Consider the following 12,710-nt stretch of genomic DNA (forward strand, 5'->3'; position numbering starts at 1 on the left):
ATTTGTCGACGGTGGGCCGTATGGCTTTGTGCCGCGGCTGTTGCCGGGCGATGCGTGTGTGTTGTCCGGGTATGGAGGGGTCTGGGTCATGGTGGCATGGGCTGTGTCTGGTGTGGTTGCGGGGTGGCGGGCTCGTAGACGTGGGCGGAACGTGATGCCGGTGGCGGTGGTCATGGCTGTGGGTGCGGGGGTTTTGCCTGTGTTGCCGGTGGGGGGTTTGAGTGCTTCGGCTGCTGGTGGTGTGTCGCCGGTGGTGTCGGCGGGTGGGGTGGCGTTGGGGGGGACGCCGGGTGTGGTGTCGGTGGGTGAGGGGGGTTCTGCGCGTTATGAGGTGCCGTTGGATGTGGTGCCGGGGCGTGGGGGTTTTGAGCCTGAATTGTCGTTGAGGTATAGCAGTGATGGCCAGGATGGTCTGGTTGGTGTGGGGTTCGGGTTGTCGGGGCTGTCGCAGATCAGCCGGTGTGACCGGACGCATGCCGATGACGGCGGTGCGATGGGTGTGCAGCTGGACGACACGGACCGGTTCTGTCTGAACGGGCAGAAGCTGGTTGCTGTTTCGGGCGTGTACGGGGCGCATGGCACGGAGTACCGCACGGAGCGGGATACGCATGTGCGGGTGAAGTCGTTTCGGGAGTGGGCGGCGCCGAGCACGGTGAAGGGGCCGTCGTATTTCACGGTGGAGACCCCGGACGGGACGGTTCAGCGTTACGGCGGTAGTGAGGGGACGGCGCAGGTCACGTCCGGCACGGTCGACATGGCGAATGTGTCGTGGGCGATCGAGCGGGCGGAGGATCGGGCGGGGAATCGCATTGTCTACAAGTATGCGACGCGTGTTGCCAGTGCGAGTTGGCCGAGTGAGCTCGAGCGGTGGGTGACGTCGATCGAGTACGGGCACGGCGACAAGCTGGACCGGAGGGTGGATTTCTCGTATGAGCTGCGGCCGGACAAGCGGTTCGGGTTTGCTTTCGGGGGGCGGCGGGAGAATCTGCGCCGCCTGACGATGGTGACCATGCGGGTCCTGGACGGTGCCGTGTGGAAGAAGGCCCGCACGTATGAACTGTCGTATGACAACTCCGGTGTGACGAAGCGCAGTCGGCTGGCGCAGCTTGAGGAATGCGGTGTGGTGGCTGATGAGTGCAAGCGGCCGACGGTGTTCAAGTGGTCTGCCGGCGCCTCGGGGTTCGCGACAGGTGTGACGCAGGCTTCATCGACTCAGTCGCTGGTGCCCTCCACGCGGGACAGTCAGCTGATCGCCGCGGATCTGAACGGGGACGGGCGCACGGATCTGGCATGGCCGGAGGAGGGGACGTGGAAGTACCTGTTCGCTGAGCCGTCGTCGACGGGTGATGTGTACCGCAAGCATGTGAACGGTGATGCGCAGGTTTCCGGGCCGAAGGCGACGGCGTTCCCGATCGACTACAACCTGGACGGGAGGGTGGATCTGCTCCCGCGGCTGGTGGGTAATTCGACCTGGCGGCCGGTGCTGACAATGCCGGGTGGTGGAGTGCAGCGGGTGAAGACGGACTTTGTCAGCGCGTTCAGCCAGGTGTTCAATGATGCGGGCGCGAAGATGGGGGACTTCGACGGTGACGGGTATCAGGATGTGCTGGAGTTCAAGCGGGCTCCGGACGGGGTGGCCTGGTCGTGGAAGTGGCGTCTGCGCAGCGGCACGGTGAATCCGCTGATCGATTCGGCGGACCCGTTCGATGACAAGGCATTCGGCCCGCAGAAGACCCCCGGCAACGGGCTGGGTTCCCCCACCGATGTGGTGGTGGCGGACATCAACGCCGACGGCCGCGACGAAGTCCTCACCCCAACTGGTGCGCACGATCTGGTGAAGGACACCTTCAGTGCGGGCAAGGGCCCTGGCAACGATGATTTCAAGTTGGATATGAAGCTGGTTGATCTGAACGGTGACGGGTTCCTGGATCTGGTCACCAACGGCCTGAACGGGGAGAAGAAGAACACGCTCTACTACCGGCTCAACAAGGGGAACGGGCAGTTCTCGATTCCGGCGCTGCCGATGAATATCGGTGCGGGCGGGTTCACTGCTGCTGAGCTGGTGGATTATGACGGGGACGGTCGGCAGGATCTGCTGCTGCCGCGGGCCAGTACGCTGCCCAGTACGGGCGGTGCGCAGTATGTGGGGCTGGATGTGGTGCGCGCGGCGTTCAACGACGACGGGACCATGTCGTTCACCAAGACACCGACGAAGGTCAGCTTCGCCGCGCGGAGTCTGGACTCGCTGAAGTCGCAGGGCACCCGGGTAGTGGATGCCGACGGGGACGGCCTGGACGATGTGGTGCTGGTGGACCGCCCCGACCCCGGCGCTTCGGGCCCGGTGAACCTGCGCCTGTTCAGCCATCTTTCGGGCGGTTCACTGGCCGGCGACAAGCCGGATCTGCTGTATCAGGTGTATGAGGGAACCCAGGCCCCCAAGCCCTCCCTTGGAGTGCTGCCGCCCACGGTCACGTTCAAGTACGCGCCTTTGACGGACAGTTCGGTCTATGACCGGGGTGAGTGCCTGCGCCAGATCGGGACGAGCTGTCTGAGCGGGGGAGGTATGTATGTGGTCAAGCAGGTCCGCCGTGATGCCGGGCTGAACCAGCCCTCCGGTGCTGAGCTGGTCTCGAACTACTTCTACCGCACCGGCAGAGTCAGCAAGACCGCGAGGGGATTCCTCGGCTTCGCCGAGCGCCGCGTGACCACCACGGCCACCGGCGCAAGCCCGCACGGGCCGGTCGTGGAGCGCTCCTTCTACTCCAACACCGATTACACGCGTCATCCCCAGCTGACCGAGCGGTGGCTGATCCGCCAACTGCCCAACGCGCGGCAGTCACTTCAGCGCACCAACATCACCTGGGCCACGCAGTTCCCCGTCGCCGCGGCGAAGAACACGATGTTCCACTTTCCGTACCAGAGCGAGCACCGCAGTTACGAGTTCCCCACGATCTCCGGGCTGTCGACGTATCTGCCGGCGGCGTTCGACGCCCAGGGCAAGACGGCGTTCAAGCGGACCCTGGAAACCGTGACCGGCATGGACCCCTACGGCAACGCCGGCAAGAAGACCACCGAATCATCCGGTGGCGGCGCCAAGTCGCGGACCGAGGTCACAACCACGCCGGATGTGGACACCGGTGAGGCGTGGCTGGTCAGCCGCCCCAAGCGGGTGGAAACCAAGGACACCGTCCTGGACGCCGAGACCCAGCAGCCGAAAGCACAGACCCGCACCGTCGACTACACGTATGAGCCCGGTACGGACCGCATCAAGCAGAAGAAGAGCTACGCCAGCCAAACCGCTCCCGGCCGCGTGCTGACCACGGACTTCACCTACGACACCTCGGGCAACATCGCCAGCCGGACTGTGACCGACACCAAGTCGGGTGCCAAGCGGGAAACTGGCTACACCTATGACGCGGCCGGGTATCCGCACACGGTGACGAACGCGGCCGGTCACACCGCCACCACCCTCTACGATCCGGTGCTGGGCAAGGCGGGCGCCCGGATCGATGCGAACGGGCTGCGCACGGACTACATCTTCGACAGCCTGGGCCGGCTGCGGACGACCCGGCAGCCCAGCGGCGCCGAAACCCAGACCTCCTACGCTCTGGAGACGGTGGGCAACGAGTACCTGATCCGCACCGACACCAAGGACGGCACCGGAGCCCACACGCAGACGGTGACGGACCGGGCGGGCCGGGTCCTGATCGAGCGGTTCAAGGGCTTCGACGGCACCATGCGGGAACGCACCCGCACCCACGAGCCGGAAGGCCGCCTCACCGCACAGACCGTCTACCACCCGGCGGGCGCTGCCGGACCGCACGACAAGATCACCTACACCTACGACGACACCGGCCGCCTCATCAAGCAGACCGAGCCGGGATCCGTCTCACGCACCTGGGCCTACGACGGTCTGAAGGTCACTGCGACCGATGCCCGCGGCACCGTGCGCACAACAGAGCTGAACGACCGCGGCAAGCTGGTGAGGGCGGTGGACGGGTCCGGTGACTCGGCGACGAAGCGCCTCTACACCTACGGCCCGTTCGACACGCTGACCAGCAGCAGGGTCGACGGTGTCGACAAGACCCAAAGCACGTTCACCTACGACGGCCAGGGCGCCCTGATCACCAGCACCGACGCCGAACGCGGCACCACAACCCACACCTACAACGCCTTCGGTGAACTCATCTCGGCCAAGGACGCCGCAGGCCGCGAAACCACCGTCACCTACGACACCCTGGGCCGGGAGACCAAGCGGACCGTCACCAAGGACGGCGCCACGCGCAGCACGGCCTCCCACACCTGGGACAGCGACGGGACTCGCACGCGCAAGGGCCTGCTGATGGAGACCAGGCTGACCGATCACACCGGGGGCGGGCACACCACCAGCAGCAGTTACGTCTACGACGCGCTGAGCCGCACCGAGTCCGTCACCCACACCCTGCCCAAGGAAGGCAATCCGTCGCAGTCGGAGAGTCTGAACTTCGGCTACAGCTACGACACCTTCAACCGCATCACCCAGCAGCGTTACCCCAAGCTGAACGGACAGCAGGCTGCCGCCACCGTCGCCTACACCTACGCATCCGCCGCCGACAGCAACGGGCGTCTCACCTCGGTGAAGGCGGGTACGCAGACGCTGTGGGAGCTGAAGGAGACCGACGAGCAGGACCGGCCGACCATCGAGCAGGCGGGTGACGGGACGATCGACCACACGAGCCTGGACTGGAACAGTGCCGTCCTGGCCCGGCAGGTGACCACGGCTGCTGACGACGTCAACCCCGGACAGGACCTGTTCCTGGAGACCTACGACTATGACGCCGAGGGCAACCTGTCCGAGCGCAGCCGGGACGGCGTCGCGGAAAAGTTCACCTACGATCCGCTGGGCCGGCTGTCCATCACCACCCTTGTCACGCCCCAGGCCACGGACAAGACCGATTTCTTCACCTACGACAAGCTCGGCAACATCACCAGCAGCAAGCGCCGCGGCACCTACACCTACGACCCGGCCAAGCCCACCCAGGTCACCGGCGTCAAGGGCGGCCTGTTCGGCGACCGCACCTACGGCTACGACGCGGTCGGCAACCAGACCGTGCGTCCTGAAGGCCAGGTGAAGTACAACGACTTCAACCTGCCCGCCACCCTCACCCCGGCCAGCAAGACCGGCGCCACGTCTTTCCTCTACTACCCCTCCGGCGAACGCGCCCGCAAGACCAGCCCGGCCGGCACCACCACCTACGTGCCCGGACTCTACGAACGCGAGCACGCCAAGGGACAGACCGAGCACCGCTTCCTGATCCCCGTCGCCGGCCGCACCGCACTCGCCCTGACCTACCTCGAGGAAGACACGATCCCCCTCGCGGTGCCCGGCCCCACCCTCTACACCCACACCGACCGCCTCGGCTCCACCAGCCTCGTCACCACCGACAAGGCGGCCGGTGCCGGTCACCACGCCGACGTCGTCGAGCAGCGCAGCTACGACGCCTTCGGCAAACTCCGCAGCCCCGACCTGAACAAGGGTGACACCGGCTACACCGACGGCATCCAGCCTGCTGCCCTCGATGAGGGCTACACCGGCCACACCGACGACCGCGAACTCGGCCTGGTCAACATGCGCGGACGCATCTACGACCCCGAACTCGGCCGCTTCCTCACCCCCGACCCCAACATCGACGGCTCCAACACCACCCAGGCCTTCAACCGCTACACCTACGTCTCCAACAACCCCCTCACCAACACCGACCCCAACGGCTTCGAAGAATGCACCGAATGCCAATGGGGCGAAGGAAGCGGCACCACCCCCGCCGAAGACCTCATGAACGACTGGGCAGCCGAAGACGAAGCCTTCTTCAACGGCGGCGAATACGGCATCAGCCCCGTCAACCCCAACTCACCCCGCTCCAACCAACAAGAAACCAACGCAGACCGCTACTTCAACAACCGCGACGCCCAAGCCCAAGCCCGCAGAGAATACGAACGCAAAAAGCAGCAAGAACGCATCGACGCCCTCGTCGCACAAGCCAAACTCGAAGGCCTCGTCAAGGAATGGAAAGAACGCGAATCCCAGACGAGAGAACTCCAACGACAAGTCCGCGACGAAGCCGGCTCCCTCTACGCACAACAAGACGTCTGCGACCCCACCCACTGCCCCACCACCGACATCACCACCGACACCGGCGGATACTGCAGCGAAGAAACCACCTGCACCGCAACGGCCGAGGCAGGTGCCAGCGGAGCAGGCGGAGCAGGCGGATCCGGCGGATCCGGCGGAGCAGCCCAGGGATACTCGGGAGCAGGAGGCGCCCCAGAACTCGAAACCGCACCGCCAGCGGAGTTCACCGGCCTGTTCCTCATCGGTGGAGTCGAGCCATTCGCCATAGCCACGCCATCATCATTGCCAGTCGGCCTCTCTTTCACAGCGGGGACCAATATTCGCGGGGGTGTGGACAAGGACCTGCAGGGGTTCTGGGGAGCCTCTGTCTACGCAGGCATCGGATTGCGAATCGGCCCCTCTGGTGGCCCGAGCGCTGGCAAGCACCTCTGGTCGGGGAGTTTCTCCGGGACGACTCTCACAGGATGGGACTGGAGAAGCTCCGGCGGCGCTTGGCAGAACGCCGGTGTAGGTTGGATGGCGCCCGGTGGTGGCGCCGCCGTAGCCAATCCGTACGGGGCGCCGTTGTGGATAGTCCAGCACGGCCCGTTTTACGGCGGGTGGGGCCACTTCTAGCAGGTGCTGGCCCTGCCAGACAGCTATCCGAATGACGAGGGCCTGATCACCTAGCGGTGATCAGGCCCTGAAGAGGCGTCCCCGAGCGCTGCCGCCCCCCACGCCCAAACTGTGAGATGCGGCGATGTTGCCCTCGCCTGAAGAAATCAGGCGACGGAAGGAGTGCCCTCAACTGCTGGACGGAGTACCGATGTCCCCAGGTAGTTATGAGGGCCGCAGGAGGGCGCCCAGCCATCTGGCCGTGTTGAGAGCGGAGTTCTGTGTCTTCGCATATCACTGCCACGAGGCTGAAGCTGCAGCTTCCGGCCTGTTGAAAAGTCCGACGGCGGGCGTCCTTACTGCGGAGATAGTCTCTTGACAGAGTTTGTGATCCGAGCTGTGGGGGAGAGGAGGATTTGGCTGTTGCTGAGCAGTGACAACGTCTTGCTGGCCACTTCTCCAAACCTGTCGCCTGATGCGTGGCATGCTCGCGCTTGTATTCAGCTTCTCCAAGCGGCCGCACAAAAGGCTGATATGAGAATCCTTGCCACAGGTTCAGGGCAGTGTCGCTGGTATCTGTGGGAGGATGATTTTCTTTTGGCGCGCTCTCCCCTGCTGGGGCCGGACCCCGAATGGGCGATGATCCAGGCAGTAAGCGTTACCACACTAGTGGGTGACGTTCCGGTCCGGGAGCAGCGAGGGCCTGCCAGGTTCTTCCTACCCGGTCAGCGTCCGGGATGGCCGACGGTGTGAACCACGTTGCCGTAGGTGGACACCCGGCTGGCCAGCTCAGCTTTCGTCGCGACTATAGGGGTGGTCGCGGCTCCCGAGTACGTAGCCACCTGAAGAGCCGGTGGTCGGCCGACCGCCGGGAGCCGCAACGACTGCAAGGCACGGGACGAGTTCGGAGCCTCACCATCGCCGACGGCGCGTACCCGGGCACCGGCCTCGTCATCCCGCACTGCCGCGAGCGTGGCGAGGTTGAGCTCCCAGCCTGAAGAGGACCACAAGGTCCTACAAGTAGGTTCGGGCCCGTGTCGAGCACGGTTTCGCTCGCATGAAAGCTTGGAAGATCCTCCGCGACTGCCGCCTCAAAGGCGATGGTGTCCACGCTCGGCTCGCCCGGATGCACAACCTCGCCCTCGCCCGGTAAGCCGGCACGGTGGCCCGCCATGCCCGAGTGCGACTAAAAGATCTTTACGAGACAACCTTCACGACTTCGTGCACGGTTGGCCGTGGGACGTCGGGATCTGCGGCGCTGACGCTGTTCATACTCGAAGGCCGCTGGAGATGGTGGCGGTCTGCTGGTGTGAAAGCCGACCGGCGACGGCTTGGACGATGTCATTCATGTGATCGCGTCGGCCAAGGTGTCGGGTGAGACCCGACAGTTCTTCAGGTGTGCAATGGCGTGTTCGACGCGGATGCGCCGTGAGGAGCGCGCCTTGCGCTGCTGCTCGTGCCACTCCTCGCGCCAGGCGGGAGCGTTCTTCTTGAACTTGCGGTGTGGCGGTGTGATCACCCGCCCGCCGGTCTGGGCGCCCATGCCCTGGCAGTCGGCGTCCGCGAGGCCGCCGGCCAGGAGCTGGACCAGTCCGAGCTGTCGCGCTTGGGTGATGTCGGCGCAACTGCCCGGCCGGGCTGGGCTGCAGTACAGCAGCCGCCCTTCGACGGCCGTGCGGACCATGGACTTCACGGCGTTCTGCTTGGTCTTGCCGGAGACGAACTTGTCCCGGTCCTTGCGGCCTGCGGCCCCGGGCGTCGCACGCGGATCTCTGTGCCGTCGATGATCCCGGTCCGACCGCCCGCGCCCAGGTACGTCGACTGCATCGGCGAGAGTACGCAGCCGGACGTCCGGAGCGACGGTGCAGCCCCGCGTGGCCAGCAGCCGGTCGATGGAGACGAACTTGTGCTTCGCTCCGGCTCCTACAGCCCGCCGCCTGGGCCGATCCGTCAGGCGTGCCTGATGCGGTTTGTGCCACAACGGCCCTATTCCGGGGCGAGTTCAGCGATCACTCTCGGCGACAACCCGGCGATCCGTTACTCCGCCACGATCAACTCGCGCGCCCCAGCCTCCATCATGCCCAATTCAACGAGCTACCTGGGCGCCGAGCCACGGCTAACGACCTCGTGCACGGTTGGCCGTGGCTCGTCGAGAGTTGCGGTCCTGACAGTGGTCACGCCTGAACGCCGCGGGATAGAGCGGCGCTTTGCTGGTGTGAGAGCAGTCCGGCGACGGCTTGGACGATGTCGCTCATGTGCTCGCGACGGCCGAGATGGCGGGCAAGAGCCCGCCAGTTCTTCAGGTGCGCGATGCCATGCTCGACTCGGATGCGCCGTGAAGAGTGCGCTTTGCGCTGGAGTTCGTGCCGCTCCTCGTACCAGGCGGGAGCGTTCTTCTTGAACTTGCGGTGTGGTGGTGTGACCACCCGTCCGCCGGTCTGCGCGCCCATGCCCTGATAGCCGGCGTCCGCGAGGATCTCCATGAACGGGCCGTCGGCCAGGAGCTTGACCAGTCCGAGTTGCCGGGCCTGGGTGATGTCGGCGCAACTGCCCGGCCGGACCGGGCTGCAGAACAGCAGCCGCCCTTCGGCGTCCGTGAGGACCATGGACTTCACGGCGTTCTGCTTGGTCTTGCCGGAGACGAACTTGTCCCGGTCCTTACGGCCCGCGGCCGGGCGTCGCACACGGATCTCCGTGCCATCGATGATCCCGGTCTGGCCATCGGCACCCAGGTGCTCGATGACCTCGGCGAGAGTACACAGGCGGATGCCCGGCGCGACGGTGCAGCCCCGCTGCGCGAGCAGGGGCCGCACCTCGCCGATGGCGCGCGTGATAGTGGAGCGGTCCACGCCGAACCAGCAGGCCAGCACGTCATGAGTGGTGCCATGGCGCAGACTCACAAGCGTGGCCAACAGCCGATCGACGAAGACGAACTTGTGCTTCGCCCCGGCACCTACAGCCCGCCGCCGCGGCCGAGCCGTCAGCCGAGCCTGATGCTGCTCGTGCCACAACGGCCCCACCTCAGCGATGAGTTCAGCGATCACATCCGGCGACAGCCCAGTGACCCGGTACTCCGCCACGATCAACTCACGCGCCCCAGCCCCCACCATGCGCAGTTCAACGAGCCACCCGAGCGCCGAGCCACGGCCAACCGTGCACGAGGTCGTTAACCGTGCACGAGGTCGTTAGGGCTCGCAGAGAATCAACATGTTGCTTGCTGCGGGCGAGATCGTTCACGTGGTATGCGCATACCTGACGAGACTCGAGATCAACTCGCCATCAAGTTCGGGGTGTTGTTCCCGCATCTGGACGAGCGGCAGCGGCGGTTGATGATAGGGGCCGAGGCTCGGATCCTGGGCCACGGCGGTATTCGGGCGGTCGCGCGGGCGGCCCAGGTCAGCGAGACGACGGTCCGCAAAGGGGTGGACGAGTTGGAGGCTGGCGAGGCGCCTCTGGGCCGGATACGCAGGGCCGGTGGTGGTCGGAAGAAGGCTGTGGACCTTGATCCGGGTCTGCGGCCCGCGCTGCTGGCGCTGGTGGAACCTGACGAGCGGGGCGATCCGATGTCGCCGCTGCGTTGGACGGTGAAGTCGACCAGGAACCTCGCGGCCGAGCTCACCCGTCAGGGACACAGGGTGAGCGCGGACATGGTCGGAGACCTGCTGCGCGAGGAGGGCTTCAGCCTGCAGGCCGGCGCCAAGACGCTCGAGGGCAAGCAGCATCCGGACCGTGACGCCCAGTTCCGCTACTTCAACGAGCGGGCCAGACAGCACATGGATGCCGACCAACCGGTGATCAGCGTGGACACGAAGAAGAAGAAACTCGTCGGCGACTACAAGAACGTCGGGCGTCAGTGGCGGCCCGAGGGTGAGCCGGTACTGGTCAAGACGCACGACTTCCTGAACCGGCAGGGACCAGGCAAGGCGATCCCATACGGGATCTACGACATCGCCGCGAATACCGGTTGGGTCAGTGTCGGCACCGATCACGACACCGCCGCGTTCACTGTCGCCTCCATCCGCCGCTGGTGGCAGGCCCGAGGGCGGCACGACTACCCGGCTCCCGCCCGTCTGCTGATCACCGCGGACGCAGGCGGCTCCAACGGCTACCGCACCCGTGCCTGGAAGACTGAACTCGCTGCTCTGGCCGCCGAGACGGGCTTGGACATCACGGTCTGCCACATGCCGCCGGGCACCTCGAAGTGGAACAAGATCGAGCACCGGCTGTTCTCCCACATCTCCATGAACTGGCGCGGCCGCCCACTGACCAGCCACGACGTCATCGTGAACAGCATCGCCGCGACCACCACCCGCGCAGGGCTGAAAGTCCACGCCGAACTCGACTCAGCCACGTACGACACCGGCATCAAGGTCACCGACAGCGACATCGACGCCCTGCCCATGCACCGGCACCGTTTCCACGGCGACTGGAACTACACCCTCCACCCTCAACATCGCGACACCACAGCCACAGCCGATGCAGCCAAACGCCCTCGATCAGCCGACCCCTCCCCACAGCCCGGCACTGGGTGTCTGCGCAACCCGGAACTGACCGGGATGCCCGAACCGGCATTGGACGAACTCGTCGACCAACTCACCTCGAAATTAGACGAGTTACGTGAGCAAGGACGGCTCCAGCAGCGAGGAGGTGAGCGCATCCGTGCTCGCGGGGCAGGGGCCAAGGACAAGCTGACCAGCGCCGACAGAGTGCTGGCCACCGTGCTCTACCTGCGCAAACTCGGCACCCGAGACCTGCTCGCCCAGCTCTTCGGAGTCAACGGCAGCACCCTCACCCGGGCCGTTCACCAAGTCCAGCCCCTCCTGGCCGAACACGGCTACACCATGCCCCCATCGACAGCCAGGTTCCGCACCCCTGCTGACATCACCGCGTTCCTCGCAAACACCAGCCCTACAGAGATCAAATCAGCATGTTGATTCTCTGCGAGCCCTTAGGGCTCGCAGAAGAACAACACGTCGGTTCGAGCTCTGGAGCCTGCCGCTGTGCTATCTGACGCTGAACTTGCAGGTCACGGAGCGATCCCTACTCTGTAGGCGCGGAGGCAGTCATGACGTCCGCCCCGGCGCAACGCAGGAGGTCTACGCGCTCTACCACACAGACACAACCAGACGCTGAAAACAGCGTGTTGTTCTTCTGCGAGCCCTTAGCATCCGCCTTGGCCTGCCGCATGCTTTGGCGCAGTGGCATCTCTGAGCAAGCTGAGGTATAGGGCGGCTTGAGCGGAAGGTTTCCTGCCTGCTTCCGCGGCCTGCAAAGTCGGCCGCGGAAGGGCATGGCTGCAAGCGTGGTTCTCGTGTGTGGCAACCCTGCAGCCCGAACTCCCTGCAAGACCTTGGAGCAGCTCGCTCTGAAGGCCGGATCAAGGGACGACGACTCGTACGGAGGGGGGAACGAAAGGGGCGGCACCTCGGTAGCCCGCGCGCCAGGTGGGATTCAAATAGGGAGTTCGGCCCAGTTGTTGGCGAAGCCGGCTGCCGCCCATGTGCCGTGGTCGCGGCAGAGCTGTTCGATGATCATGTGGCCCCGACCGTGCTCGTCGGGGTCTGCCGTGGGCTGCTCGTCGCAAGCGCAGCCGCCATCCATCACATCGATGCGTAGGAGAGATCGACTCGGGTTGAGCGTCAGGCACAGCACCGTTGTGGGACGCGCGTGCTGAATGGCATTGGTTACGAGCTCAGAGACGACCAGGAGGACGTCATCGATGCTCTCACGTGGAACGCCCCACGCCGTCAGGCATTCTGTGGTGATTCGACGCGCCATACCTGGAGACGTCTCCTGGTGATCGAGGAAATGCGTTCGGGTAAACAGTGACGTAGCCTGGGGCGGCCTGGGCGGAGTGTGACTGCCTTCGTGAGCCACCTCGATCATTTCGAACTGCTTCAGAGCCATATGACGATCACTACCTGATGTCTGCTCTCATGAGAGTCACTCGTAGGGGACTACACACCACCCTGCTTCTTTTGTCCTGTTCAGTCCCTAGGGAAAACCC

5 protein-coding genes and 1 pseudogene are annotated in these 12,710 nt (G+C 65.2%); 3 read left to right on the forward strand and 3 right to left on the reverse strand.

The window, feature by feature from the left end; all coding sequences use genetic code 11:
• Nucleotides 1-160: 160 nt before the first annotated feature.
• Both AB5J55_RS43575 and AB5J55_RS43580 read left to right on the forward strand, forming a co-directional pair.
• Nucleotides 161-6,724 (forward strand): FG-GAP-like repeat-containing protein, encoded by a 6,564-nt coding sequence (locus tag AB5J55_RS43575; RefSeq protein ID WP_369275897.1) that lies wholly within the window; start codon nt 161-163, stop codon nt 6,722-6,724.
• Between the two features lie 834 nt (nt 6,725-7,558).
• Nucleotides 7,559-7,856, forward strand: a pseudogene (locus AB5J55_RS43580) (transposase); the annotation flags it as partial.
• Nucleotides 7,857-8,048: 192 nt separating this feature from the next.
• On the opposite strand, the gene AB5J55_RS43585 reads toward AB5J55_RS43580, so the two are convergent.
• Complete coding sequence (locus AB5J55_RS43585) at nt 8,049-8,684, reverse strand: transposase family protein (RefSeq protein ID WP_369275898.1); 636 nt, start codon at nt 8,682-8,684, stop codon at nt 8,049-8,051.
• Nucleotides 8,685-8,877: 193 nt separating this feature from the next.
• Nucleotides 8,878-9,813: a transposase family protein gene (locus tag AB5J55_RS43590; protein WP_369275899.1), complete on the reverse strand. Its 936-nt coding sequence runs from the start codon at nt 9,811-9,813 to the stop codon at nt 8,878-8,880.
• Between the two features lie 132 nt (nt 9,814-9,945).
• Here AB5J55_RS43590 and AB5J55_RS43595 point away from each other — a divergent pair, with 132 nt between their 5' ends.
• Entirely contained in the window at nt 9,946-11,637 is a 1,692-nt protein-coding gene (locus AB5J55_RS43595) for an ISAzo13 family transposase (protein WP_369275900.1), read from the forward strand.
• Between the two features lie 517 nt (nt 11,638-12,154).
• Here AB5J55_RS43595 and AB5J55_RS43600 read toward each other — a convergent pair.
• Entirely contained in the window at nt 12,155-12,610 is a 456-nt protein-coding gene (locus AB5J55_RS43600; RefSeq protein WP_369275901.1) for an ATP-binding protein, read from the reverse strand.
• Nucleotides 12,611-12,710: the final 100 nt, after the last annotated feature.

This window comes from Streptomyces sp. R11, assembly GCF_041051905.1.
Taxonomy (GTDB): domain Bacteria; phylum Actinomycetota; class Actinomycetes; order Streptomycetales; family Streptomycetaceae; genus Streptomyces.

Bases quoted from the DNA above. Each gene is read 5' to 3' on its own strand.
- AB5J55_RS43590 (WP_369275899.1), bottom strand. From the start codon at position 9,813: ATGGTGGGGGCTGGGGCGCGTGAGTTGATCGTGGCGGAGTACCGGGTC.
- AB5J55_RS43595 (WP_369275900.1), top strand. From the start codon at position 9,946: ATGCGCATACCTGACGAGACTCGAGATCAACTCGCCATCAAGTTCGGG.
- AB5J55_RS43600 (WP_369275901.1), bottom strand. From the start codon at position 12,610: ATGGCTCTGAAGCAGTTCGAAATGATCGAGGTGGCTCACGAAGGCAGT.